This window comes from Terrabacter koreensis (assembly GCF_054783315.1).
The window spans coordinates 216,586-240,952 of sequence record NZ_BAAGQU010000002.1 but is presented as its reverse complement, the minus strand read 5'-3'; the positions used below and the strand labels follow the sequence as shown (position 1 = coordinate 240,952).

General features: G+C 71.8%; 22 protein-coding genes. 12 read left to right on the top strand and 10 right to left on the bottom strand.

The genetic code is table 11. The annotated features are described in order from the left end of the window. Positions 1-95: 95 nt before the first annotated feature. The 3 genes from ACYVNR_RS01490 to ACYVNR_RS01480 all read left to right on the top strand — a co-directional run bounded on the left by ACYVNR_RS01490 (position 96) and on the right by ACYVNR_RS01480 (position 2,201). Positions 96-1,019, top strand: a complete 924-nt coding sequence (locus ACYVNR_RS01490; protein ID WP_458803531.1) for a mechanosensitive ion channel family protein — start codon at positions 96-98, stop codon at positions 1,017-1,019. A gap of 31 nt (positions 1,020-1,050) precedes the next feature. Continuing rightward, entirely contained in the window at positions 1,051-1,437 is a 387-nt protein-coding gene (locus ACYVNR_RS01485) for a globin (RefSeq protein ID WP_082080838.1), read from the top strand. Between the two features lie 110 nt (positions 1,438-1,547). After that, on the top strand, positions 1,548-2,201 hold the full coding sequence (locus ACYVNR_RS01480) for a hypothetical protein (RefSeq protein WP_052677205.1): 654 nt from the start codon (positions 1,548-1,550) through the stop codon (positions 2,199-2,201). A 66-nt stretch (positions 2,202-2,267) separates the two neighbouring features. Here ACYVNR_RS01480 and ACYVNR_RS01475 read toward each other — a convergent pair whose 3' ends face one another. After that, positions 2,268-2,675 (bottom strand): NUDIX hydrolase, encoded by a 408-nt coding sequence (locus tag ACYVNR_RS01475; protein ID WP_045190145.1) that lies wholly within the window; start codon positions 2,673-2,675, stop codon positions 2,268-2,270. A 162-nt stretch (positions 2,676-2,837) separates the two neighbouring features. Here ACYVNR_RS01475 and ACYVNR_RS01470 point away from each other — a divergent pair, with 162 nt between their 5' ends. After that, positions 2,838-3,287 (top strand): MarR family winged helix-turn-helix transcriptional regulator, encoded by a 450-nt coding sequence (locus ACYVNR_RS01470; RefSeq protein WP_461046075.1) that lies wholly within the window; start codon positions 2,838-2,840, stop codon positions 3,285-3,287. 6 nt (positions 3,288-3,293) lie between these two features. On the opposite strand, the gene ACYVNR_RS01465 is transcribed toward ACYVNR_RS01470, so the two are convergent. After that, a complete protein-coding gene (locus tag ACYVNR_RS01465) occupies positions 3,294-4,148 on the bottom strand; it encodes an LLM class flavin-dependent oxidoreductase (protein ID WP_461046073.1) in 855 nt (284 codons plus the stop codon). A 173-nt stretch (positions 4,149-4,321) separates the two neighbouring features. Between ACYVNR_RS01465 and ACYVNR_RS01460 the strand changes: the two genes are divergently transcribed. From ACYVNR_RS01460 to ACYVNR_RS01435, 6 genes are all read left to right on the top strand, one after another. Then, entirely contained in the window at positions 4,322-6,058 is a 1,737-nt protein-coding gene (locus ACYVNR_RS01460) for a glycoside hydrolase family 13 protein (protein ID WP_461046361.1), read from the top strand. A gap of 141 nt (positions 6,059-6,199) precedes the next feature. Then, entirely contained in the window at positions 6,200-6,523 is a 324-nt protein-coding gene (locus ACYVNR_RS01455) for a hypothetical protein (protein ID WP_045190150.1), read from the top strand. After that, positions 6,520-9,285 carry a hypothetical protein gene (locus ACYVNR_RS01450; RefSeq protein WP_461046071.1) on the top strand — a complete coding sequence of 922 codons (2,766 nt, stop codon included), beginning with the start codon at positions 6,520-6,522 and terminating at the stop codon, positions 9,283-9,285. The genes ACYVNR_RS01455 and ACYVNR_RS01450 overlap by 4 nt, the downstream gene beginning before the upstream one ends. Then, positions 9,282-9,791 carry a DUF2247 family protein gene (locus ACYVNR_RS01445; protein ID WP_461046069.1) on the top strand — a complete coding sequence of 170 codons (510 nt, stop codon included), beginning with the start codon at positions 9,282-9,284 and terminating at the stop codon, positions 9,789-9,791. Before ACYVNR_RS01450 ends, ACYVNR_RS01445 begins: the two co-directional genes overlap by 4 nt. A gap of 22 nt (positions 9,792-9,813) precedes the next feature. Beyond that, on the top strand, positions 9,814-10,179 hold the full coding sequence (locus ACYVNR_RS01440) for a hypothetical protein (protein WP_461046067.1): 366 nt from the start codon (positions 9,814-9,816) through the stop codon (positions 10,177-10,179). A 143-nt stretch (positions 10,180-10,322) separates the two neighbouring features. Beyond that, positions 10,323-11,114: a glycerophosphodiester phosphodiesterase gene (locus ACYVNR_RS01435; protein ID WP_045190153.1), complete on the top strand. Its 792-nt coding sequence runs from the start codon at positions 10,323-10,325 to the stop codon at positions 11,112-11,114. 14 nt (positions 11,115-11,128) lie between these two features. On the opposite strand, the gene ACYVNR_RS01430 is transcribed toward ACYVNR_RS01435, so the two are convergent. Then, on the bottom strand, positions 11,129-11,767 hold the full coding sequence (locus ACYVNR_RS01430) for a hypothetical protein (protein ID WP_461046065.1): 639 nt from the start codon (positions 11,765-11,767) through the stop codon (positions 11,129-11,131). Then, positions 11,764-12,258 carry an acyl-CoA thioesterase gene (locus tag ACYVNR_RS01425; protein ID WP_461046063.1) on the bottom strand — a complete coding sequence of 165 codons (495 nt, stop codon included), beginning with the start codon at positions 12,256-12,258 and terminating at the stop codon, positions 11,764-11,766. The genes ACYVNR_RS01430 and ACYVNR_RS01425 overlap by 4 nt, the downstream gene beginning before the upstream one ends. Positions 12,259-12,381: 123 nt before the next feature. On the opposite strand from ACYVNR_RS01425, the gene ACYVNR_RS01420 reads away from it, so the two are divergent. Together ACYVNR_RS01420 and ACYVNR_RS01415 are read left to right on the top strand one after the other, a co-directional pair. Beyond that, positions 12,382-14,523 (top strand): RecQ family ATP-dependent DNA helicase, encoded by a 2,142-nt coding sequence (locus ACYVNR_RS01420; protein WP_461046061.1) that lies wholly within the window; start codon positions 12,382-12,384, stop codon positions 14,521-14,523. Positions 14,524-14,584: 61 nt separating this feature from the next. Next, the gene (locus ACYVNR_RS01415) at positions 14,585-15,553 is read left to right on the top strand and encodes an acyl-CoA thioesterase (RefSeq protein ID WP_461046059.1); all 969 of its coding nucleotides are present in this window, start codon (positions 14,585-14,587) and stop codon (positions 15,551-15,553) included. Positions 15,554-15,601: 48 nt separating this feature from the next. On the opposite strand, the gene ACYVNR_RS01410 is transcribed toward ACYVNR_RS01415, so the two are convergent. From ACYVNR_RS01410 to ACYVNR_RS01385, 6 genes are all read right to left on the bottom strand, one after another. Continuing rightward, on the bottom strand, positions 15,602-15,811 hold the full coding sequence (locus ACYVNR_RS01410) for a dodecin (RefSeq protein ID WP_458803180.1): 210 nt from the start codon (positions 15,809-15,811) through the stop codon (positions 15,602-15,604). A 119-nt stretch (positions 15,812-15,930) separates the two neighbouring features. Beyond that, a complete protein-coding gene (treZ, locus tag ACYVNR_RS01405) occupies positions 15,931-17,739 on the bottom strand; it encodes a malto-oligosyltrehalose trehalohydrolase (RefSeq protein WP_461046056.1) in 1,809 nt (602 codons plus the stop codon). Next, positions 17,736-20,213, bottom strand: a complete 2,478-nt coding sequence (gene treY / locus ACYVNR_RS01400) for a malto-oligosyltrehalose synthase (protein WP_461046054.1) — start codon at positions 20,211-20,213, stop codon at positions 17,736-17,738. The genes treZ and treY overlap by 4 nt, the downstream gene beginning before the upstream one ends. Then, positions 20,210-22,381, bottom strand: a complete 2,172-nt coding sequence (gene glgX, locus ACYVNR_RS01395) for a glycogen debranching protein GlgX (protein ID WP_461046052.1) — start codon at positions 22,379-22,381, stop codon at positions 20,210-20,212. Before glgX ends, treY begins: the two co-directional genes overlap by 4 nt. Before the next feature lie 154 nt (positions 22,382-22,535). Further along, complete coding sequence (locus tag ACYVNR_RS01390; protein WP_461046050.1) at positions 22,536-23,504, bottom strand: siderophore-interacting protein; 969 nt, start codon at positions 23,502-23,504, stop codon at positions 22,536-22,538. Next, a complete protein-coding gene (locus ACYVNR_RS01385) occupies positions 23,501-24,367 on the bottom strand; it encodes an ABC transporter ATP-binding protein (protein ID WP_461046048.1) in 867 nt (288 codons plus the stop codon). Before ACYVNR_RS01385 ends, ACYVNR_RS01390 begins: the two co-directional genes overlap by 4 nt.

The following is a 24,367-nucleotide window of genomic DNA, read 5'->3' as shown; positions in this document are numbered from 1 at the left end:
TCACGAACCTGACCGCACTGCCCGCACTGCACACCGCCGACGGCACCCCGCCGCCGAGCCCCACCCCCTCCCCGTCTCCCTTGCAGGAGCTGCCCGTGGACCTCTCGATGCCCGACCTCTCGAGCCTGACCTGGTCCGGCGTCGGCGACTGGCTGGTGGGCACGCCGCTGCTCATCATCACGGTGGTCGCCGTCGGTCTGCTCGCCCGGTTCCTGCTCCACCGGCTCATCAACCGGGTCGTGACGACCGCGACGTCCCGCCGGGCCGAGCGGATCGCCAGCCTCCCCGGCGCCGGCCGCGCGCTCCAGGCCGTCGGCGTCGCCAACGTGCGCCACGTCCAGCGCACCCAGACGATGGGCGCCCTGCTCAAGAGCATCACGACGTTCGTCGTCGGCGGCATCACGGCCCTGACCGTGCTGTCGCTCGTCGGCATCCCGCTCGGTCCGATGCTCGCCTCGGCCAGCGTCGGCGGCGTCGCCCTGGCCTTCGGCGCGCAGAGCCTCGTCAAGGACTTCCTCTCCGGCGTCTTCATGATCGTCGAGGACCAGTACGGCGTCGGCGACGTCATCGACACCGGCGAGGTCGTCGGCACCGTCGAGAACGTGTCGCTGCGCGTCACGCAGCTGCGTGACGCCGACGGCATGACGTGGTACGTCCGCAACGGTGAGATCATCCGCATCGGCAACAAGACGCAGGGGTGGTCGACCGCGATCGTCGACATCGCCATCGCCTACGACCAGGACGTCGAGAAGGCGATCTCGGTGATCCGCGACGTCGTCAGCGTCATGGACGACGACGGCGCGTACAAGGACATCCTGCTCGACGAGCCGAACGTCGTCGGCGTCGAGTCGATCGCCAACGGCGCCATCACGATCCGCATCATCGCCAAGACCATCGCCAACGAGCAGTTCGGCGTGCAGCGCGAGATGCGCGAGCGGATCAAGGTGGCCCTCGACCGGGAGGGTGTGCGCAGCCCGATGCCGATGCTGCCGCCCTTCGGCGGAACCCCTCACAAGTGAGCTGCCCCACGGCTCTGGGAGACTGGCCGGCGTGAGCTACTACGACGACTTCGGCGGCCACGACACGTTCGCGAAGCTCGTGCGCGAGTTCTACCGAGGCGTCGCCGAGGACGAGCCGCTGCGCGCCCTGTACCCGGAGGACGACCTCGGCCCCGCCCAGGAGCGCCTGCGGATGTTCTTCGAGCAGTACTGGGGCGGTCCCACGACGTACTCCGAGCAGCGTGGCCACCCGCGGCTGCGCATGCGGCACATGCCCTTCCAGGTCACGCCCGACATGCGCGACCGGTGGCTGCTGCACATGATGAACGCCGTCGACACGCTCGAGCTCTCGCCCGAGAACGACGACCGGCTGCGCGACTACCTCACACGGGCCGCGTACTCCCTCGTCAACAGCCCGGGGCCCGACGGCACGTTCTGAGCCGCCGGCGCTGCGGGGACTCACAGCAAGTCACAGCCGTTTCACGGGTCGCGGCGCCCCCCTCTGGTGTTCTCTGGAGACAGGCGAACCCACGACGAGAGGGATGCGACATGGTGTCGATCAACAAGAAGGCGGCCAGCGTGGCGGCGGTCGGTGCCGCAGCGGCCGTCATCGGGCTCGGCGTCTCCCAGGTGGCGCGCGCCGACGACGCGACAACGACCAGCACGACCAGCACGACCACCCCGACACCGACGGTGACCTCGACCCAGGGCGACCCGAACAAGGGCACGACCGACGGCACGACACCAGGCAACGGCAAGGGCTGGGGTCCCGGCGGTCGGCACGGCGGACCGGGCGGACCGGGCGGGCCGGGCCTCGGCGTCGGCCGCGGCGCCGACCTCTCCGCCCTGGCCACCAAGCTCGGGGTCGACGAGACGAAGCTCAAGGACGCCCTCAAGGCGGTGCGTGACGAGATCCGCGCCGCGCGCACCCCTGGTCAGGCTCGACCCGACTTCTCGGCGCTGCAGGACGAGGTCGCCACCAAGCTCGCCGCCAAGCTCGGCATCGACGCCGCCAAGGTCAAGACGGCCATCGCCGACCTGCGCGCAGCCCACGAGGCCGACGAGCAGAAGGCGTTCGACGACCGGCTCGCCCAGGCGGTCAAGGACGGCAAGCTGACTCAGGCCGAGGCGGACGCGGTGAAGAAGGCGGCGAAGGCCGGGATCATCGACATGCACGACGGGATGCACGACGGGCCGCGCTGACACGGACGCCGTTCATCACGGGCGCCACCCGTCGACGTGGAGGTCGGTCGGGTGGCGTCGCAGCACTCAGTCGGTGCCCAGACGGGCTCGGAGCGCCGGCACGACGTGGTTGCGCAGCAGGGGCGCCAGGTCGCCGGGGAGCTCGTCGTCGAGCCCGAGCCAGCGCTGCTCCGCGATCTCGGCGAGGGGCGTCGGCGCGTGGTCGGGGTCGAGGTCGGTGACGAAGACCGTCGCGTCCACCCACGAGTCCTCCTCGTTGGCCGCGACGTCGTGGAACCGGCCGAGCGGCAGCCCCATCCCGGCCACGTCGAGCCCGACCTCCTCCATGACCTCGCGATCGGCTGCCTCGCGGGCGCTCTCCCCCGGGTCGATCTTGCCGCCGGGGAGCATGAACCGCTGGGAACCGGCCTTGCGGACGGTCAGGAGCTGACGGTCGCGCACGAGGCAGAACGCGGCCGTGACAAAGGTCGTCATGTCCCAGACGCTAGTGCGGGGTCGTCGGCCGGCCGCCACCGACGCCGTCGCGCAGGACCGCCGTCCGCCGGCTCGCTAGCCTTCCTCACGAACATCGGACGTTCCGATCATCGAAAGGCAGGGTCCATGGCGCCGGCCGGTCACCCCTCTCAGGCCAGTCTGGTGCACGCACTCGGCGAGGCGATGCAGGGCTACCAGCGGTCCGTCCAGGCGTTCGACGACGCCGTCGGACGGCGCCTCGGGCTGGGGCCCGCCGACCTGCGCTGCCTCGACCGGCTCGCCGACGGCCCGGCGTCGGCCGGCGCGGTCAGCGCCGCCACGGGTCTGCGCCCCGCCGCGACGACGGCCCTCATCGACCGGTTGGCGCGCCGTGGCCTGGTGCGCCGCAGCCGACCTGACACCGACCGCCGCACCGTCCTCGTCGAGGTGACCGAGCTCGGCCACCGGCTCATGTGGGAGGCCTACGGCCCGCTCGTCCGGGCGGGAGAGCCGGTGCTCGAGCAGCTGTCGGCCGAGCAGCTGTCGATCCTCACCGATCACCTGCAGCGCCTCACCGCGCTCACGGACGAGCACCGCGAGCTCCTGGCGCGGCAGGACGTCCGGGACCGTTAGGCCGTCTCAGCGCAGGCCCGGAGGCCCGGACTCGACGCGCCGGCGCACCTCGGCCAGCCCCTCCGGACCTTGTGGGACGTCCCACCAGCTCTCGATCCACCACGTCGCCCCGGCCTGCTCCAACGCTGCCGGCTCCGCCGGCTCGAGGCTCGTGAAGTCGCCCCACGAGTCGGCCTCGATGACGACGTCGTAGCCGTCCCACGGCAGGCCCAGGCCCTCGCGGAGCCGGCGCACCGGCTCGACGACCGCGGCGAAGGCGTCGAGCGTCTTGGGCCCGTCGTCCGTGGGATGGATCGCCGGGATGAGCCCCTGCCAATGCGCAGCCCGCTCCAGGGAGCGCTGCCGGCCCCCGCCCGGTGTCGGCGCCCCGACGACCCAGACCGGTGGATGCGGGCGCTGCGGTGTGGGCGGCGGGAGCATGAAGTCGTTGGCCTGAGCGCTGTAGTGCTCGCCGGCATACGTGAACGTGGCCGCGTCGCCGAGCAGGCCGGCGTAGACGTCGAGGCACTCGTCGAGCTTCTTCGCGCGGACGGCGCGGCCCTCGTCGGGCTCGTAGGCGAGCCAGCCGGGGTGCAGCGCCCCGAGTCCCACCGACATGAAGGCCCTGCCGCCGCTGACGCGGTCGACGGAACCGACCTTCGAGGCGAGGTCCCACGGACGGTGCCGGGCCGCGGGCGTGAGCAGGGTGCCGAGGCGGATGCGCTCGGTGACCATGGCCGCCGCACCGAGCTGCACCCACGCGTCGACGCCGTAGAGCGCCTCCCAGCCGAGCACGGCGTCCCATCCGCACTGCTCCCCCAGCCGAGCCAGGTCGGCGAACTCGCGCTCGGTGGCATACGGGATGACGAAGCCGCTCCTCATGTCCTGTTCCTACCAACGGGCACCGACAGAGCGGGGCCCGGTCGACCGCACTGCAAGAAGTTGCAGAACTTTCTTTGAGTTTTCGCCCTGATGGGGAACGATGGTGGCCCGTGACGCGATCAGCAACCCAGACCTTGACCCACCCCCTCGGCGACCTCGAGGTGCGCGAGGAGATGACCCCCGTCCACGCGGCGGACCGGCCCGACGCCGCCTGGTGGCGGCAGGCCGTCATCTACCAGATCTACCCGCGCTCGTGGGCCGACGCCGACGGCGACGGCATCGGCGACCTGCCCGGCATCACCTCGCGACTGCCGCACCTCAAGGCTCTCGGCGTCGATGCCATCTGGCTCTCGCCGTTCTACACCTCGCCGCAGGCCGACGCCGGCTACGACGTCGCCGACTACCGCGACGTCGACCCGATCTTCGGCACGCTGGCAGACGCCGACGCCATGATCGCGCGCGCCCACGAGCTCGGCCTCAAGGTCATCGTCGACATGGTGCCGAACCACAGCTCCGACGAGCACGTCTGGTTCCGGGCCGCGCTGGCCGCGGGCCCCGGGTCTGCCGAGCGCGATCGCTACATGTTCCGCGAGGGCCGTGGTGAGCACGGCGAGCTGCCCCCGAACAACTGGGAGTCCGTCTTCGGTGGCGCCGCCTGGACCCGCGTCACCGAGGCCGACGGCCGCCCGGGCCAGTGGTACCTGCACCTCTTCGACCCGAAGCAGCCCGACTTCAACTGGGAGCACCCCGAGGTGCGCGCCGAGTTCGAGTCGATCCTGCGCTTCTGGCTCGACCGGGGCGTCGACGGGTTCCGCGTCGACGTCGCCCACGGCCTCATCAAGGAGCAGGGCCTGCCCGACACCGAGGAGGAGCGCACCGTCATGCTCGGCCACGCCGAGCACGACGACGATGCCACCCCGGCCGTCCAGCAGGAGGACGCGCCGCGCATCGACCACACCAAGCGCAGCCCGATGTGGGACCAGGACGGCGTGCACGAGGTCTACCGCGCCTGGCGCACGATCCTCGAGTCCTACGGCACGCCCGACCGCATCCTCTGCGCCGAGGCGTGGGTGGAGCCGCAGGAGCGTGCTGTGAAGTACGTCCGCTCCGACGAGATGCACCAGGCGTTCAACTTCGACTTCCTCACCTCGTCGTGGATCGCCGAGGACCTCAAGGCGGTCATCACCTCGTCGCTGGAGGCCGCCGACTCGGTCGGCGCTCCCTCGACGTGGGTGCTGTCGAACCACGACGTCGTGCGCCACGCGTCGCGCCTCGGGTTCGCGCCGGGCACGCCACGGATGAACGGCATCTCGGCCACCGACCCGCAGCCCGACCGGGCCCTCGGCCTGCGCCGCGCCCGCGCCGCGACCACCCTGATGCTGGCCCTCCCCGGTGGCGCCTACATCTACCAGGGCGAGGAGCTGGGCCTGCCCGACTCGACCGACATGCCGGCCGAGTTCCGCCAGGACCCGACCTTCGCGCGCACCGACGGCGCCGAGACCGGCCGCGACGGCTGCCGTGTGCCGATGCCGTGGTCGGCCGACGGCCCCTCGCTCGGCTTCGGCCCGGGCGCCAGCACCTGGCTGCCGCAGCCCGACGTCTACGCGCAGTACGCGGTCGACCAGCAGGAGGGCGTCCCCGGGTCGACCCTCGAGCTCTACCGCTCGCTCCTCGCGCACCGTCGCCGCCTCTCCCTGGGCACCGGGTCGCTGACGTGGGTCGACGGGTATGCCGCCGACGTCGTCGCGCTGACCAACGGCGCCGACCAGCGTGAGCGGCTGCTCGTGGTCGCCAACCTCGGTGCCGAGCCTGTCGGCCTGCCCCAGGGCGCCGAGGTCGTCGTCGCCTCCGGTCCGCTGGAGGACGGCCTCGTGCCCACCGACACGACGGTCTGGGCGATCTGGTCCTGACCTGCTGAACCACTGACCGGCCACCGGCCGACGACGTCGTGAGGCCCCGTCCGCCCGGACGGGGCCTCACGGCATACGTGGGCCTCGCGAGCCTGTGGATGACGCCCGACGCGTGGTCGGCCGCGCACCTACGGTCGGGCCATGACGCGCTACTCGATCGACGTCGGCGGGGTGTCCCGCGAGCGCCTGGCGCTGGCCCACGACCCCGCCGAGCTGCGGGCGTGCGCGTCGGCCGTCGCCGTGGCCACCGCGGGAGCCATGGCGGCCGCCGGGTCGCAGGCGGCCGGCCTGCGCGCGTCGCTCGACCGCTTCCGCACGGTGCACGCTCGCGCGCTCGACGCGGTCGCCGATGCCGCGGCGGCGCTGGGTGACCGTTTGGACGAGTCCACCGCCGAGGCCCGGTCGGTCGAGCTGCTCGTCACGTCGTCACTGGCCGAGGCGGCAGGCGTCGTGGGTGGCCGATGAGCCGAGTCCACGAGGAGAGGACGACGGGTGCGGTTGCCGGAGCCGATGCCCTGCCCACCCCGACGGGGCGACCGGACGAGCTGCACCACGCCGCCCGCACGCTCGACCGCGCTGCCGCCCGCGCGCGTGCCACGACGACCGTCGCGGGCACGATGGGCCCGCGCCTCCGCGCCGTGTGGACGGGCGATGCTGCGTCGGCCGCCGAGGCCGAGGCCCACCAGCTCGGCCTCAGGTCGCGAGGCGCCGTCGATGCCCTGACCGTGGCCGCACACTCACTGCGGGCGTATGCCGTCGCGCTCGAGATCGCCCGACGCCGTGTCCTCGCGCTGCAGGGTCAGTGGGACGCGCTGGAGCTCGAGCATGCCGTGGCCCTCGTCGGGGTCACCCACTCGCCGGACCTCACGGGGGCGCTCGGTGCGGCGCTCCGACAGCGAGCCGACGAGGTGCGACTCACGGGTCGGGTGCGGCTCAGCCGCGCGTATCGGGGCGTCATCGACGAGCTCGAGACGGTCGCTCTGCGGAGCAGTCGAAGGCTCCTCGCCGTCTCCGACGTGACCGTCCCGCACGGCAGCTCGGCGAGCCCGTCCGCGGTGCGCGCCGCCGTGACCGGTGGCATGTGGTTCGCCGACGGGATGGAGGCCACGCGACGGTCGGGCGACGTGGCTCTCGCCGACGGCGCACTGCTCCGACGGCTCCTGTCCTCCTTTGCGGGCGGTCGCACACCGGTAGGTGAGGACGACGTCGCCGCGATCGTCGCACGCCTGCGAGCGCACGCCGAAGACCCCGTCTACGCTCAGGCGCTCGTCGAGGAGGTCGGCACCGACGGGCTCGGTCGTCTGGCCCTGCAGGCCGGCGACCCGTCGTCCTCAGTGAGCCTCGACACCGTCCGACAGCTCCTGGCCGTGCTGGGGTCCGTCGTCATCACGGCGGCCCAGCAGTCGGCGCCGGCCGGCACCGACCCGCGCACCAGGGCGCGGCTCGCCTCGGGGTCGGCCCTGCTCGCCGACCACCTCGTCGCGGGTGCCACGCGCACGGTCTCCGGCGGGGCCTCCGGGCAACGTGCCGGCGGCTACTGGCTTCTCGGCCAGATGATGGCCGGTGCCCGCCTGTCCGGCGACTCGCGGCCACTGCCCGCCCGGCTCGTGCGCCGTGCCGCCGCCGCGACGGCGACTGCCGAGGTCGCCGAGACCCGGGACGCCGACGCCGAACTGCGGCACGGCACGACGATCCACCCGGCAGGCGATGCCACGTTCGCGTCGTGGTTCGACCGGTCCGACTTCGGCGGCGACGCCCTCCACCTGCTCCTGACGGAGGTGTGCGACGACCCCGCCGAACAGGCCGCCCTGCTGGCCGAGCCCCTTCCGGGCTCGACCGTGGCCGGCGGTGCGCTCGCCAACAGCCGCGGCGACCGGCTCACGGTGGGCGAGCACCTTGTCAGGCGCTGGATCACGTTCGAGGCCAACGGGACCCAGACGCACCACGACCTTCGCCTCGAGACCGACGCCGCCCTCACGCGCTTGCTCCCGAGCATCTCCACGGCCACGACCGTCGAGGCGGCGGAGACGCGTGCCCGCCTCATGCTCGAGGTCTCGCGCACCAGCGACTTCGCGATGCGCGAAGCCTCCACGACCCGCATCTACGACCGCGGGCCAGCAGTGGTCGAGCAACAGGTGATCGAGTGGCTCTCTGCGATGCACGCGAACATCGACCGCGCTCTCGGCCAGCCGCTCGACAGCTTCACTCGCGGCTACAGCGCGGACACCGCCGACGGGCCGCAGCCGATGCTGGACGCCCGCGAGCTGGCCGGTGTGGTGGCGGCCCTCGCCGTCGACACCGGCACGGGACTGCACGCGCGGGAGCCGGCCACGGCGTACGAGAGCCTGCTCCGAAGCGAGCTGCAGCGAGCAGAGCAGGCTGCGGCATCTGGGCTCGACGTGATGCCCGCAGTCGCACGACTCGGCTTCTTCGACCAGGCCGCCTCCGCGGCCCTCGTGGCGGTGGCACGCCGCCAGGACGAACTGAACAAGGCGGCGTGGGAGGGCCTCGCGGAGGCCGTCCACGTCGTCGACGAGATCCGTCGCGGCGGGCCGGCCGGGCTCGTCTCCATGGCGCAGACGTACGCGTCCGGCGGGTCCCTGCGCACCGCCGAGGAGGACCTCCTCATCGCCGCGATCCGGTCGGACGTCGAGCTCGAGCAGACCGAGCTCGACGACGAGCGGCGCGCTGCCCTCCTCGCGAGCATCGAGGCCCTCGTGGGTCGCGCCTCAGTCGGCGCCGCTGGCGCGTTCACCCGGGGAGCTGGCCGGGCTCCGACCCTGCCTACGGCGGAGGCGCTCCGCCAGGCCCGCGAGGACGAGATCCGGGCTGCGTGGAACGCCGTCCGCGACGGCGGGACGACGGAGCGCCTCAAGGAGACTCGGCCCAAAGGCTTGCCGGAGCACGCGATCTCCCGGGCCGATGGCACTTACACTACGTCCCCAGCCGAAGCTGCTGACCGGCTGACGAGAGCTCATCCCACCGGGTCGGCTCTCAAGGACGACGTCTGGCATCGTTCGGGTTCCTGGGTGACGGACGAGATCAGGACCAAGGGAACCGCTTTCGTCATAGTGGGTGGAGACGGAGTCAAGCGCACGCTGATTCAGCTCCCCGGTAACGTCAACGGCGTCGATGGACGCTTCGAGTGGATCATCGATGGAGATCGCATAACCCACCAGATGTTCGTTCGCGGCGGCGGGATTAACGGAGTGCCGATCAAGCCATGAACCACAAACTCACTCACGGACCGATCCCGGCTTCATTCGTGCTGGGACTCGTGGCCCTTACCCCGAACGAACTGACCGCGGGCTACCGGGCGGCTTTCCTCGACGCCAGCGGAGCTGTGCAGGTGGCAGAGCGCCTGCTGAGCGACGGCGGGACCGTCCCGGACTGGATCGAGGAGACAGCCCTCCTCCTGTCCGACGACTACAGGCGAATCGATGACTTGATCCCGGAGCGGGCTGACCAGGACCCGGCTGCTGCGGACCCTCTACAGGTCTGGCTCTTCCTCGTGCTGGCCGACCTGTGGAACAACCGCGATGCCGTCGCGGATCCCTTGGCAGAGGTCGAATCGGTCTACGCAGACTTCGACTATCCCGAGGAGATGCAGGGTTTCGTTCGCTTTCTCCCGGTGCATGAAGGCACCGAGGTGGGCACTGCCGCGATCGTGGCGCGCTGGCGCTCCTATCTCGATCGGCGCGCGGAGTACTACGCGGGCAGATCTGCGTCGTGAGATGGGGCAACCGGCTTCGCAGATGACACGCGAGGAGCAGCTGGACGAGATCCTCGCACGTGCGGCGGATGACTGGGTCCAACCCGGTGACGTCTTCGACGTCGCCAGGTTCGCCTGGCCGACCGACGAGGACGCCTTCGTCGAGCAAGCCATCGGCCTCGTCACCGAGCTCGTCCTGTCACAACTGCTTATCCCGGGTGATGTGACTCGAGATGGTTTCCGACCGTGGCCGGTGACGTCCGACGAGGCGTGCCGCCGCATCGCTGAGGTCTGGCGCAGCGACCACGACGAGGCACAGGACTCGTTCTTCGTCTGGTTCGAGGCCACCACCGAAGGCGAGGAGCGTGGACGGCGCGCGTGGCTCGTCGAGCGTCCGATCGACGACTGAACGTCCGCCGGGCCGGCGCTCGGTCGGCAGTGAAGCTCGTGTGCCCGCGTCCATTCGGACCTTGCTCCGCGGAGGGGAGCAAGATCCGAGTCCTGGAGGCGGACTGCGCGAAGCCGGCAGCGGAGCCGGATAGCCTCGGCGGCATGGTGACGCGCAGGCCCTACCTCGACCGCACGCCTGTGGCGCTGGCCCACCGCGGCGGCTCGCTCTACGCGCCGAACATCGGTCTGGAGAACACGATGACCGCCTTCGGCAACGCCGTGGCGCTCGGCTACACGCACCTCGAGACCGACGTGCACATCACCCACGACGGGATGCTCGTGGCCTTCCACGACACGCGGCTCGACCGGGTGAGCAACACGCGCGGCCTGATCCGCGACCTCCCCTGGTCGCAGGTCTCGTATGCCGTGATCGGCGACGGCGAGCACGTCCCCCTGCTCACGGACGTGCTGGACGCGTGGCCTGACATCAACCTCAACATCGACCTCAAGGCGCCGGGCACCGCGCTGCCGCTGTGGCGGCTCATCGAGGAGCGGAGCCTGCACGACCAGGTGTGTGTCGGCTCCTTCTCGCAGCGCAACATCTCCCAGTTCCGGCGCCTCTCCCGAGGCCGCGTCGCCACCGCCGCCGCCGAGGTGGGCACGGCGCTGGCCAGGTTCGGTCCGCGCTGGGTGACCGCCCTGCTGCGGACGCCCGCCGACGTGTTCCAGGTCCCACCGAGCGTGCCGCTGCGGGGGCGGTCCGTCCGGGTGGTCACGCGGGGCCTCGTCGAGGCCGCCCACCGCTACGGCAAGCAGGTCCACGTGTGGACGATCGACGAGGCCGACGAGATGCACCGGCTGCTGGACCTCGGGGTCGACGGCCTCGTCAGCGACCGCATCGACGTCCTCAAGGACGTCCTCGTGGAGCGCGGGGAGTGGACGGGGCGGCCCTGACAGCAGCCGTCGACTCAGCGCACGAGCACGTGCCCGCGAGCGGTGCTGAGCCGGGTCCAGCGCCCGTGGGCGGAGATGGTTGCCGCCTCCCCCGCCGCGGTGAAGCCGAGCACGTGGGCCCCGAACGCGAGACCGCCCGCGATCGGCGGCACCGTGTCGCTCATGGCCGCCCACGTGCGGCGTCGCAACGCGTCGACGGCGTGTGCTCCGGCGCCGTCGGGTGTTCCCTCCGCGACCTGCGAGATTCCTTGCCGCGCAATCGAGTCCACGACGTCACCGTCGAGCTGACCCACCGGCTCCCAACCGTCACGCGGTGGCGTGAGGCCGCTCCACGGAGCGCGCACCGTCGTCGGCGGCACGCTGAGGACGGAGCCTGCGCCGTCACGGGCGAGCCGATCGGCCACCGACGTGAACGACACCGTCGTGTCGACCGCGTCGGACGGCGCGATGGTCACGACCCGCATACCGAGGACCGTGCCGTCGCCCATCAGGCCGCTGCCCTCGATCACGGCGACAGTGGTGACGAGCAGCGTCCCGAGCACCTGCAGGCGCACCGCACCGTCGGGGTTCGCCTTCCGTGCGCGCCCCAGGTAGGTGCCGAGGTCGGCGAGGCCCCGGGGGTCGCCGAAGTCGATCTGCGCGGTGCCGGTCACCGGCGCCGCCGACGGAAGGGTGCCGGCTCGCCCTCGTGGGTGCGCAGTGATGCGCGCTCCTCGGGGCGCATTCGGCGGGGCGACTCGGTCGCGAAGTCGTAGAGAGCGAGCTCGGTCTCGGCCACGGCGTAGACGCGGCGCTCGCCGTCGGGGGTCTCGACCCCGTCGGGGTCGGTGACGATGTACGCGACGTCGAAACCGGCGCCGCCCACCCGGGAGACCCACAGCTGGATCTCGACGGGCTCGTGCCGGAAGCCGAGCGGTCGCCGGTACTCGATCTCGTGGCGCGACACGAGCACGCCCTCGTCGAGCAGCGACTTGTCCCCTGCGCCGCCGCCGTCGAACCAGTCGCGGAAGGCGATCACGCGGGCGTCCTCGAGCAGCCGGAGGAACTGCACGTTGTTGATGTGGGCGTACGCGTCCATGTCGGACCAGCGCAGCGACACCTGCGCGGCATAGGGCTTCACCTGCGGTTCGCCGGTCTGCGTCATGGGCCCATCCTTCCAGCCACGGTCGGGCGAGGTCGTCCCCATCCCCCTGGCGGACGAGCCGCCTCGTCCACAGCCCGGGTATGCCGGTCGGCGCCGTCTGTCCCGCCACGTAGGTTGGGTGCCATGTCGACCTCCCCCGCCGCCCTGTCTGCAGCCGACGTCGACCCCGGGCTGCGCGAGCGGGCCACGACGGCTCTCCGACGTCTCGTGGGTCGCGACGACGTCGACTTCCGTGACGGCCAGCTCGAGGCGATCAGCGAGCTGGTCGCGGGCCGGCGACGGGTGCTCGTCGTCCAGCGCACCGGCTGGGGCAAGTCCGCCGTCTACTTCGTGGCGACGGCCCTGCGCCGCGCCGAGGGTGCGGGCCCTACGGTCATCGTCAGCCCCCTGCTGGCCCTCATGCGTGACCAGATCGCTGCCGCCGGGCGCGCCGGCATCCGGGCCGTGACGCTCAACTCCACGAACGCCGACGAGTGGGGCGCCGTCTCCGGTGCGCTCGCCCGGGGCGAGGTCGACGTGCTGCTCGTCAGTCCCGAGCGCCTCAACAACCCTCGGTTCCGCGACGAGCAGCTGCCGGCGCTCGCCGAGTCGTGCGGTCTCCTCGTCGTCGACGAGGCCCACTGCATCAGCGACTGGGGGCACGACTTCCGGCCCGACTACCGCCGCATCCGCGACCTGCTGACGACCCTGCCGGAGCGCACCCCTGTGCTCGCCACGACGGCCACGGCGAACGCCCGCGTCGTCACCGACGTCGTCGAGCAGCTGGGCGCCGGTGGCCGTGACGTGCTCACGCTGCGCGGCCCTCTGGCCCGGGCCTCCCTGCGGCTCGGGGTGCTGCCGCTCGCCGCTCCCGAGCAGCGGCTGGCCTGGCTCATCGCCCACCTCGGCGAGCTGCCGGGCTCGGGCATCGTCTACGCCCTCACCGTGGCCGCCGCCGAGGACGTCGCCGTCGCGCTGCGCGAGGCCGGCCACGAGGTGGCGGCCTACACCGGGCGCACCGAGCCGGCCGAGCGCATCAGGCTCGAGGAGGCCCTCCGCGACAACCAGGTCAAGGCCCTCGTCGCGACGTCGGCCCTCGGCATGGGTTTCGACAAGCCCGACCTCGGCTTCGTGCTGCACCTCGGCGCCCCGTCGTCACCGGTGGCCTACTACCAGCAGGTCGGCCGCGCCGGACGAGCCACCGACCGGGCCGACGTGCTGCTCATGCCGGGGCCCGAGGACAAGGACATCTGGCGCTACTTCGCGTCGGCCTCAATGCCGCGGCAGGACCAGGCCGACGCCGTCGTGCGCGCCCTCAGCGAGTCGGAGCGGCCCCTGTCGACGATGGCCCTCGAGACCATCGTCGACGTGCGCCGCACCCGTCTCGAGCTGCTGCTCAAGGTGCTCGACGTCGACGGTGCCGTGCAGCGTGTCCCCGGCGGCTGGACCGCGACGGGCGAGCCCTGGGCCTACGACGCCGAGCGCTACGGCCGAGTCACGGAGGCCCGCGAGCGCGAGCAGCAGCTGATGGTCGACTACGAACGCACCGACCGCTGCCGCATGGCGTTCCTGCAGGAGTGCCTCGACGACGACTCGGCCGAGGCGTGCGGCCGGTGCGACCGGTGTGCCGGCGCCTGGTTCGACGCCACGATCCCCGAGGCGGCCGTCAACACGGCCCGCTCGCGCCTCGAGCGTCCCGGCGTCGTCCTCGAGCCCCGGGCCCAGTGGCCCAGCGGCATGGACCGTCTCGGTGTGCCGCTCAAGGGGAAGATCGCCCCCGCCATCGCCATGGGCGAGGGCCGGGCGGTCGCCCGCCTCAGCGACCTCGGCTGGGGTCAGCGCCTGCGCGAGCTGCTCCGCGGAGACGACCGGGAGATCCCCCAGGAAGTGGTCAGGGCCTGCGTCGACGTTCTCGCCGGTTGGGGATGGGCCGAGCGCCCCGCGGCGATCGTGTCGGTGCCGTCGCGCCGCAGACCACAGCTCGTCGGGTCGCTGGCGGCCGGTCTCGGACAGCTCGGGCGGCTGCCCTATCTCGGCGCGCTCGACCTCGTCGAGGGCGGGCCTGTCGGCGACCCCGGCGGCAACAGCGCCTTCCGCCTCGCGAACGTGTGGGGCCGGCTGGCGGTCGGCCCCGAGCTCGCGGCCTCGCTGGCGGGCGTGCCCGGACCCGTCCTGCTCGTCGACGACGTCAGCGACTCACGCTGGACGCTCACCGTCTGCGCGGGGCTGCTGCGCGAGGCCGGGGCTCCTGCCGTGCTCCCGCTCGCCCTCGCGCTCGAGGCGTGACACTCGTCGCCCCGGCAGGCACACCCGACGAGCACGACCGCCGGGCCAGTAGGGTCGACGTGTGAGTGCCGACGCCCCCGCTGAGCCGCGCCCGCTGCCACCCCTCGAGGACCTCCTCGACGTGCTGACCCTCCGCGACATCGGGACCGCGCGGATAGCCGTCACGGACGTGCTCGGGCGAGACGCCGCCGAGTCGATCGGGGCGACCTCGGCGCGCGTCTTCGAGGGCCGCAGCCAGAAGATGCCGCACGGCCGCGTGTTCGGCGGTCAGGTGCTCGCCCAGTGCGTCATGGCCGCCGGCATCACCGTGCGCGACGTCAACGACGGCGACGGCTCCCGACCGATCCACTCGCTCCACGGCTACTTCATGCGCCCCGGCGACGACACCCTGCCGATCCGCTTCGCGGTCGAGGAGATGCGCGACGGCAACTCGTTCTCGACGCGGCGCGTCCACGCCGTGCAGAAGGGCGCCCCCATCATGTCGATGACGTGCTCGTTCCAGGAGCGTGCCGGCGGCCTCGACCACCAGGACCCCATGCCCGAGGTCACCGGCCCCGACGACCTCCCGTCGCTCGCCGACGCCTTCCGCGGCGTCGACCACCCCGGCGCGAGGCACATCGCCGAGTCCCGGCCGATCGAGATGCGTCCCGTCGAGAGCAACATTTTCGTCGACGCGGGCGAGCAGCAGGTGGCCACCAACCACGTCTGGATGCGGGCGATCGACCGGCTGCCCGACGATCCCCTGCTCCACGCCGCGGTGCTCGCCTACTCGAGCGACTACTCGCTGCTTGAGCCCGTCCTGCGGCGTCACGGGTTGGTCTGGACCGACCCGCGGCTGCGCGTGGCGAGCCTCGACCACTCGATGTGGTTCCACCGCGACGCGCGCGCCGACGAGTGGCTCCTCTACGCCCAGCAGTCACCGTCGGCGATCAGCGGCCGTGGGCTCGCGATCGGCGAGATGTACACGCAGGACGGCACGCTCGTGGCCACGACCGCCCAGGAGGGCATGGTCAGGGTCAAGGAGTCCTGACCCAGCGGCGCTGAGGCAGCCTCCTCCCCGCGACCGGGGCGCGAGCGCTCAGTCCTCCAGCCGGAAGCCGAGCTTGACCGTGACCTGCCAGTGCGCGACGGAACCGTCGGCGAGCTGGCCACGGATGTCGGTCACCTCGAACCAGTCGAGGTTGCGCACCGTCGAGCTCGCCTTGGCGACGGCGTTGCCGACCGCTGCCTCGATGCCCTCAGGAGACGACCCGACGACCTCGGAGATCGAATACACGTGGTTGGCCATGGCTTCTCGATTCGCTCAGGGCACCCGGGCTCTCCGAGCCGCCTCGAACCAAACTAGACCCGGACCCCGAGCACCGACCCGGCTTCCGGACCCGATCTTCGCGGCGGACGGCACGGCCCTCAGGCGGTGCGCACCACGGCGACGTCGTGGCCGTCGAGCCAGACGCCGTGCTCGTCGACGATGGGCGCACGGCCCCACGACGCGAGGACGTGCTGCACGTCGCCGTCGAAGGGCACGACCTGGCTGCGGCTGGCGAGGTTGCACACCACGTGCACGGAGCCGCGCGACATGATGAGCCAGCCGCCCGCCTCGTCGTAGGCCGTCGACGTCGCGCGCAGGTCGCCGGACGCGACGTCGGGCTGGGTCCGACGCACCCGGATCAGCTCTCGGTAGAAGTGCAGCATCTCGATGTGGCCCGGCGCCGTCGGCTCGCCCCAGTCGAGCACGCTCCCGTCGCGGGTGGCAGGGTCCTGTGGGTCGGGCACCTCGGCCTCGTCCCAGCCGTGGGCCGCGAACTCCGCGCGGCGACCCGACCGCACGGCATCGGCGAGCCACTCCTCCTCGAACGAGGTGAAGAAGGCGAAGGGCGTGCTGGCCCGCCACTCCTCACCCATGAACACCATCGCCGTGTAGGGCGAGAGCAGGTAGAGCGCAGCCCCGATGGCCTGCTGCCCCGGGGAGACCTGCTCGCTGATGCGGTCGCCGGTCGCGCGGTTGCCCACCTGGTCGTGGGTCTGCAGGTAGGCGAGGAACTGGTGGCCCGACCGGGTCTCCTTGTCCACCTTGGCCCCCCACTCCGCGTCGCGGAACGTCGAGTAGCGACCGTCGTGGAGGAACGCCTCGGTCAGGGTCTTGGCCAGCACCGACACCGGGCCGCCGTCCGGCCAGGCCCGCGTGCCACCGGCGAAGTCGGCGTAGTAGCCCTGCGTCTCGCCGGTGAGCGTGACGTGGAGGGCGTGGTGGACGTCGTCGTCCCACTGCGCCGTCATACCGCGGCCGCCCTCGGCGGTCGGCGTCACCATGACCGGGTCGTTGAGGTCACTCTCGGCGATGAGGTCGAGCGGGCGACCGAGCTCCGTTGCGAGAGAGGCGGTCTCGTCGGACAGCTGGGCAAGGAGGTGACGCTCCGAGCCGTCTCGCAGCTCGTGGACGGCGTCCAGGCGCAACGCGTCGACGTGGAAGTCGCGGAACCAGCGGAGCGCGTTGTCGACGACCCACCGGCGCACCTCGTGGCTGTCGTCGGCGTCCAGGTTCACGGCGGGGCCCCACGGCGTGGTGTGGGTGTCCGTGAAGTACGGGCCGAACTCGGCGAGGTAGTTGCCGGTCGGGCCGAGGTGGTTGTAGACGACGTCGAGGCAGACGCCGAGCCCCGTGGCGTGGCAGGCGTCGACGAAGCGCTGGAAGGCCGCCGGGCCGCCGTACGCGTGCTGGACGGCGTACGGCGCGACGCCGTCGTACCCCCAGCCGTGCGTGCCACCGAACGCCGCGACGGGCATGACCTCGACGACGTCGACACCGAGCTCGACGAGGTGCCCGAGGTGGCCGATCGCGGCATCGAGGGTGCCCTCCGGCGTGAAGGTGCCGAGGTGCAGCTCGTAGACGACCCCGCCGAGCACGCCGCGGCCCTCCCGGGTGCCGGGCCAGTCGGTGTCGCCCCATGTGTGGGCCGCAGGGGCGAAGGTGCGGCTCGGGCCGTGCACCCCGTGCGGCTGCCACGCGCTGCGGGGGTCGGGTCTCGGGTCGCCGCCGTCGAGGCTGAACGAGTAGTCCAACGGCCCGTCGGTCGAGGGCGTCCAGGACCACCAGCCGCCCCCGGTCGGCTCCATCGCGTGCCGCTCCCCGGCAGCGACGGTGCCGGTGACCGGGCTGACGAGCACGTGGACACGATCGCTCGAGGGGGCCCAGACGCGGATCGCTTCGGCGGTCATGCGTCGTCACGTACCCGCACGAGCAGGGCCACCGGCAAGGCGTTCCGCTCACTGTCCCGCCCACTGTCCAGCCCACTGTCGCCGGCCTCGCCGCCGACGAGCTCTGCGAGCCGCAGACTGCCGCCGCCGAGCGTGCGGCCCGAGAGGACGTCGGACCACCGGCCATCCGGCAGGTCGAGGCTCTCGTCGCCGAACCCGCCGGCGTCGGAGAGACGGCCGGCGAGGCGGGTCACCACCGTGACGACGTCGACACCCGTCGAGGTGCCCCGACCGAAGGCCACCGCGTGGTCCGAGCCGCTCGGCAGTGGCTGGTAGGTCGCCGCCTCGCCGGTGAAGCACTCGGGTCGGTCGCGGCGGGTGCGCAGGGCGGCGACGGTGACGAGGAGCTTCTCGTCCGACAGGTCGGCCGGCGCGCCGCCTGCGTCGAGCCGGGCCAGCCGCTCGCGCCGGTCGTCGTAGTCGACGGGGCGCCGGTTGTCGGGGTCGACGAGCGAGAGGTCGACGAGGTCGGTGCCCTGGTAGACGTCCGGCACGCCGGGCATCGTGAGCTGGACCAGCTTCTGCCCCAGCACGTTGGCGCGCGTCTCGTCGGCGGTGTCGGCGACCCACGTCTCGACGTGAGCGACGACCTCGGGGGTCGACAGCACTCCGGACAGGAAGTCCTCGACCGCCGACTCGTAGGTCTCGTTCGGTTCGGTCCACCGCGTGTGCAGCTTCGACTCGCGGATCGCCTTGAGGGCGTAGGCCTGCAGCCGTTCCTCGGTGATCGGCCAGGCTCCCACGACGGTCTGCCACAGGAAGTACTCGGTGAGCGCGTCGAGCTCCGCGCCGCGGAACCCGCGGGCGAGCTCACGCGCCGTGCGCACCCAGCCAGCCCACGCCTCGGGGCGTTCCGCGAGCACGAAGAGCCGCGCCCGCACGTCCTCGGAACGCTTGGTGTCGTGGGTGGACAGCGTCGTCATCGTCTGGGGCCAGGTGTCGAGGATCCGTCCGGCGAAATGGTGGAACGCCTCGGCCGGGACGCCTACCTGTCGGGGGTCGCCGCCCACCTCGTTGAGGCCCACCAGCCGCACGTAGCGGTAGTACGCGGTGTCCTCGATCGCCTTGGCCATTGCGGGGCCGCACGTCTGCTGGAAGCGCACGAGGAACTCGTCGGCGGCCGGGATGTCGGCCCGTTCGCCCCTGCCGAGGGCGAGGTCGACGAGACCCTGGACGACCGCGGGGTCGAGGTCGAGCCCCTCGAGCGACTCCCGACCGCGGACGACGGCTGCTTCGAGCTCGCCGACGTCCGCCGCCGTCGGCTCGGTGCCGGGCCGACGGTAGATGCGGTAGCGGTCCATCCCGACGAGCATCGTCTCGAGGGCACGCCTCACCTCGGCCTCGTCGAGGTCGGGCCGGGCACGCTCCACGAGGCGCACGAGGCGGCTGACCTCCGTCGCCAGCATCACCGACACGACCCACCGCTTCGACTCCGCGACGATGGCGTCGAGGTCCTGCGACTCGCCGAGGATCTCGTCCGAGAGGCGGGTGAGCGGCATCGCGCCGGTCGGGTCGACGAAGAGGCCGCCGATACGCAACATCGCGTCGTAGCCGGTCGTCCCCGCCGTCTTCCAACCCTGCGGCAGCGGCTCGTCGCCCTCGAGGATCTTCTCGACGACGACCCACGCGCCGTCGGTGGCGTCGGCGAGCCGCTCGAGGTAGCCCTCGGGGTCGGCGAGGCCGTCGGGGTGGTCGATGCGCAGCCCCTGGATCGAGCCAGACCGCACGCCCTCGACGAGGAGCTCGTGCGTCGCGTCGAAGACCTCGGGCTCCTCCACGCGCACCGCGATGAGCGAGGTGACGTCGAAGAAGCGTCGGTAGTTGAGCTCCGAGTCCCCGACGGTCCACGACGCCAGCCGGTAGTGCTGGGCGTCGAGCAGCGCACCGAGCGGCTGGTCGAGGTCGGTGCCGGGTGCCACCGGGAAGACGTGGTCGTAGTAGCGGACGACCGGTTCGCCGTCCTGCTTCCCCAGCGTGATCTCCCCGCCGGCGAGCACGTCTTCCAGCGGCCCGCCGAGCACCGGGAGGAGGAGGCGCCCGTCCTGGGCGTCCCAGTCGACGTCGAACCACACGGCATACGGCGACGTGCGCCCGTCGCGCAGCACCGACCACAAGGGGACGTTGAGCGACAAGGGAGTCGGCGTCGTCATGTGGTTGGGCACGACGTCGACGACGATGCCGAGGCCGGCGGCGTGGGCACGCTCGACGAGGCGGGCGTATGCCGCGCCGCCGCCGAGTCCCTCGGCCACCTTCGAGTGGTCGATGACGTCGTAGCCGTGCTTCGACCCGGACGCGGCCTGCAGGATCGGCGACAGGTAGAGGTGCGTGACGCCGAGGCTCGCGAGGTGGTCGACCAGCGCCGCCGCGTCGTCGAGGGTGAAGTCCGGTTCGAGCTGGAGCCGGTGGGTCGAGACGGGCGCGCTGGCATACCTCACGCGGTGGCCTCCTCTGTGACGCCCGGGATGATGGGCGAGACGACTTCGCGCGGGCACCTCAGCACGACGGTGCTGCGGGGCTGGACCTGGATCTGCCACGTGGGCTCGAGACGGTTGACCTGCACGTCGTGCAGGGCCGTGTCGATGACCGGGATCCACTCGGCGCCGTACTCGTCGTCTGGCAGCGTGAAGGTGAGCGGCTCGTCGTGGGCGTTGAACATCACGAGGAACGAGTCGTCGTAGATCGTCTGCCCCCGCGGGTCGGGCTCGGGGATGGCCGAGCCGTTGAGGAAGACCATGAGCGACTTCGCGAGGCCGTTGCTCCACGCCTCGTCGTCCATGTGCTGGGCGTCCGGGGTGAACCACGCGATGTCACCGAGCTCGCTCTCGCCACCGTGGTCCGCGCTGCCGGCGAAGAAGCGCCGGCGACGGAAGACCGGGTGCTCGCGGCGGAGCTTGACGAGCGACTGCGTGAAGGTGAGCAGCTGCTGGTCGTCCTCGTCGAGGATCCACTGGATCCACGAGATGTCGTTGTCCTGGCAGTAGCCGTTGTTGTTGCCCTGCTGGGTGCGGCCGAGCTCGTCGCCGTGCAGGATCATCGGCACGCCCTGCGAGAAGAGCAGGGTCGTGAGGAAGTTGCGCTGCTGCCGCAGCCGGAGGTCGCGGACGGTCGGGTCGTCCGAGGGGCCCTCCACGCCGCAGTTCCACGAGCGGTTGTGGCTCTCGCCGTCGTTGTTGCCCTCACCGTTGGCCTCGTTGTGCTTCTCGTTGTAGGACACGAGGTCGCGCAGCGTGAAACCGTCATGGGCGGTGACGAAGTTGATCGAGGCGATGGGCTTGCGCGCCGAGTGTTCGTAGAGGTCGCTGGAACCCGTGAAGCGAGAGGCGAACTCACCCAGCGCGCCGCCTTCCCCCCTCCAGAAGTCGCGCACGGTGTCGCGGAACTTGCCGTTCCACTCGGTCCACAGCGGCGGGAAGTTGCCGACCTGGTAGCCGCCCTCGCCGACGTCCCACGGCTCGGCGATCAGCTTGACCTGGCTGACGACCGGATCCTGCTGGATGAGGTCGAAGAACGCGGACAGCTTGTCGACCTCGTGGAACTGCCGGGCCAGGGTCGCCGCGAGGTCGAAGCGGAAGCCGTCGACGTGCATCTCGGTGACCCAGTAGCGCAGCGAGTCCATGATGAGCTGCAGCACGTGCGGGCTGCGCATGAGCAGGCTGTTGCCGGTGCCGGTGGTGTCGTAGTAGTGGCTGAGGTCGTCGCTGACGAGCCGGTAGTAGCTGTTGTTGTCGAGGCCGCGGAAGGCGAGCGTCGGGCCCATGTGGTTGCCCTCGGCGGTGTGGTTGTAGACGACGTCGAGGATGACCTCGATGTCGGCCGCGTGCAGCGCCTTGACCATGGCCTTGAACTCGAGCACCTGCTGCCCGCGCTGCCCTCCGGCGGCGTACTCGTTGTGCGGAGCGAGGAAGCCGATCGTGTTGTAGCCCCAGTAGTTCGACAGGCCGCGGTCGACGAGCGGCGCGTCCTGGACGAACTGGTGCACGGGCATGAGCTCGATGGCGGTGATGCCGAGGTCGCCCAGGTGCTTGATCATCGCGGGGTGCGCGATGCCGGCGTACGTGCCGCGGATCTCCTCGGGGATCTCGGGGTGCAGCTTCGTCAGGCCCTTGACGTGGGCCTCGTAGATGACAGTCTCGTGGTACTCGTGGCGCGGCGGACGGTCGTCGCCCCAGTCGAAGAACGGGTTGATGACGATCGAGTGCATCGTGTGGCGCACGCTGTCGTCGGTGTTGATCTTCGTCGTCGTGGCGGCCTTGGCGTCGCCGAAGGTGTACGAGTAGAGCGACTGGTCGTTCTCGGCCTGCCCCTCGATGGCCTTGGCGTAGGGGTCGAGGAGGAACTTGCTCGGGTTGCAGCGGTGCCCGTTCGCAGGGTCGTAGGGACCGTGCACCCGGAAGCCGTAGCGCTGCCCGGGCTGCACGTAGGGCACGTAGCCGTGCCAGACGAAGCCGTCGACCTCGGGCAGGTCGAGACGCGTCTCGTTGAGGTCGTCGTCGAGCAGGCAGAGCTCGATGCGCTCGGCGACCTCGGAGAAGACCGCGAAGTTGACTCCCGAGCCGTCGTAGGTGGCCCCAAGGGGGTAGGGCTTGCCGGGCCAGATCTCCATGGACCTTCTTCCGTCGTCGGTTGCGGCCGGATGGCCGCGGTGCCACCTCGTGGCACTGGGCGGACGACGGTGGCCGCAGGCGCCATTCTTGCCTGCCTGCCCCGGAACCACGCAACACCGGCCGTATGCCGGTCGGCGCGTCGCGTGGTCGGGGTCAGCTCGCGCGTCCCTGCTTCCAGTACCCCATGAAGGCCACCTGATGACGCGGCATGCCGCCCTCGCCCACGAGCAGGCGCCGGCACGCCTTGACGGTGTCGGAGTCGCCGGCCACCCAGGCGTACGTGTCGTCGGGTCCGAGGTGGGCGGCCTCGTCGCGGGCGCCGGCCACGTCGTCGCCTGAGGAGCTGTACATCGCGGTCTCCCAGACGTCGTCGTCGAGGTCGTCCGCCCGAACGGGCGACGGTTGGTCGTCGACGCGACGGCCGAGGATGTCCAGGTGCAGGCACTCGCGAAGCGTGGCGACCGTCTGGGCGCCTCGGGGCCGGTCGCCGCGGGCGATCCAGTGCGCCTCGATGCCGGGCGGGAAGGGGACGTCGAGGAAGTCGGTGGCGTCGGGCACCTCGACGACGACGACGCCGTCGGCGTCCGCAGGCAGCGCCTCGGCGATCGAGGCGAGGGCGGGCACGGCGGTCTCGTCGGCGACGAGGATGAGCCGTCGTGCGTCGGCGGGCGCGAACTCGATGCCGCCGAACGAGCGCTCGTGACCACGGCGCGGCGCGAGGAGCCCGATCTCGTCACCGACGCGGGCCTCTTCGGCCCAGGTGGCTGCCGGCCCGGCTGCCGCGGGCCCGACCGCGCCGTGCAGCACGAAGTCGACGACGAGCTGTCGCTCGTCACCCTCACCCTCGAGGGCGCGGGCCGTGTAGGTGCGCACGACGCCACGTTCCTCCTCGGGCAGCGCCAGCCAGGCGGCATACCACGCCGTCGGGTCAAGGCGTGGCACGACGTGCCCGGGCGTCGGGATGAGCAGCTTGACGCGCTGGTCGAGCGTCGGCCCCTCGGGGCCCAGGTGCTCGAAACCCTCTCCCCCGAAACGGATTCGCACGAAGGAAGGACTGAGGCGCTCGACGCGGCGCACCGCCGCGGTGAGCAGCAGGAGGGGGTTGACGGTGGTCGTGGTCACGGCGTGGCTCCGGTCTGCTCGTGCGTGGGGGCGGGCACGACGAGCGGAGAGCCCGTCACGGGGTCGGCGATGACTCGGCTGCCGAGCCCGAAAACGCGGGCGACGAAGTCCTCGTCGACGAGGTCGGCAGGGGCACCGCAGCCGACGAGGCGGCCCTCGCGCAGGGCCACGACGTGGTCGGCGTAGCGCGCCGCGAGGTTGAGGTCGTGCAGCACCATGACGACGGTGGTTCCGTCGCGGCGGTTGAGGTCGCGCAGCAGGTCGAGCACGTCGATCTGGTGGGCGACGTCGAGGTAGGTGGTCGGTTCGTCGAGCAGGACGACGTCGGTCTCCTGCGCGAGCGTCAGGGCGATCCAGACCCGCTGGCGCTGGCCGCCGGAGAGCTCGTCGACGTGCCGGTCGGCGAGGTCGAGCGTGCAGGTGGCGTGCATGGCTCGGGCGACCGCATCGTCGTCGGCGGCCGACCATCGGCGCGCGAGCGTGTGGTGCGGGTGGCGGCCGCGGCCGACGAGGTCGACGACGGTGATGCCGTCGGGCAGCGGCGGGCTCTGCGGCAGCAGCGCGACCCGTCGTGCGAACTCCTTCGGCCGCAGGGACCAGATGTCCGCCTCCGCGCCGTCCGTCGCGAGGCGCACCGCGCCCGCGCTCGGCCTGAGCAGTCGGGAGAGGCCGCGCAGCACCGTCGACTTGCCGCAACCGTTCGGGCCCACGACCACCGTGACCTGCCCGGCCGGGACGTCGAGGTCGAGACGGTCGACGACCGTGCGGCCGGCGTGGGAGAGCGTGAGCCCGCGGGCGCTCATCGCGGGGGTGCGGGGACCCGCGACGTCGGTGGACGCGGGGGTGAGGGTCGTGGTGGTCAT

Excerpts from the sequence above, each read along its gene's own strand:
- ACYVNR_RS01425 (WP_461046063.1), bottom strand. The coding sequence starts at position 12,258 with ATGACGCAGACCGGCGAACCGCAGGTGAAGCCCTATGCCGCGCAGGTG.
- ACYVNR_RS01440 (WP_461046067.1), top strand. The coding sequence starts at position 9,814 with ATGACACGCGAGGAGCAGCTGGACGAGATCCTCGCACGTGCGGCGGAT.
- ACYVNR_RS01445 (WP_461046069.1), top strand. The coding sequence starts at position 9,282 with ATGAACCACAAACTCACTCACGGACCGATCCCGGCTTCATTCGTGCTG.
- treZ (WP_461046056.1), bottom strand. The coding sequence starts at position 17,739 with ATGACCGCCGAAGCGATCCGCGTCTGGGCCCCCTCGAGCGATCGTGTC.
- ACYVNR_RS01480 (WP_052677205.1), top strand. The coding sequence starts at position 1,548 with ATGGTGTCGATCAACAAGAAGGCGGCCAGCGTGGCGGCGGTCGGTGCC.
- ACYVNR_RS01455 (WP_045190150.1), top strand. The coding sequence starts at position 6,200 with ATGACGCGCTACTCGATCGACGTCGGCGGGGTGTCCCGCGAGCGCCTG.
- ACYVNR_RS01435 (WP_045190153.1), top strand. The coding sequence starts at position 10,323 with ATGGTGACGCGCAGGCCCTACCTCGACCGCACGCCTGTGGCGCTGGCC.
- glgX (WP_461046052.1), bottom strand. The coding sequence starts at position 22,381 with ATGGAGATCTGGCCCGGCAAGCCCTACCCCCTTGGGGCCACCTACGAC.
- ACYVNR_RS01410 (WP_458803180.1), bottom strand. The coding sequence starts at position 15,811 with ATGGCCAACCACGTGTATTCGATCTCCGAGGTCGTCGGGTCGTCTCCT.
- ACYVNR_RS01465 (WP_461046073.1), bottom strand. The coding sequence starts at position 4,148 with ATGAGGAGCGGCTTCGTCATCCCGTATGCCACCGAGCGCGAGTTCGCC.
- ACYVNR_RS01420 (WP_461046061.1), top strand. The coding sequence starts at position 12,382 with ATGTCGACCTCCCCCGCCGCCCTGTCTGCAGCCGACGTCGACCCCGGG.
- ACYVNR_RS01450 (WP_461046071.1), top strand. The coding sequence starts at position 6,520 with ATGAGCCGAGTCCACGAGGAGAGGACGACGGGTGCGGTTGCCGGAGCC.
- ACYVNR_RS01385 (WP_461046048.1), bottom strand. The coding sequence starts at position 24,367 with ATGACCACCACGACCCTCACCCCCGCGTCCACCGACGTCGCGGGTCCC.
- ACYVNR_RS01460 (WP_461046361.1), top strand. The coding sequence starts at position 4,322 with ATGACCCCCGTCCACGCGGCGGACCGGCCCGACGCCGCCTGGTGGCGG.
- ACYVNR_RS01475 (WP_045190145.1), bottom strand. The coding sequence starts at position 2,675 with ATGACGACCTTTGTCACGGCCGCGTTCTGCCTCGTGCGCGACCGTCAG.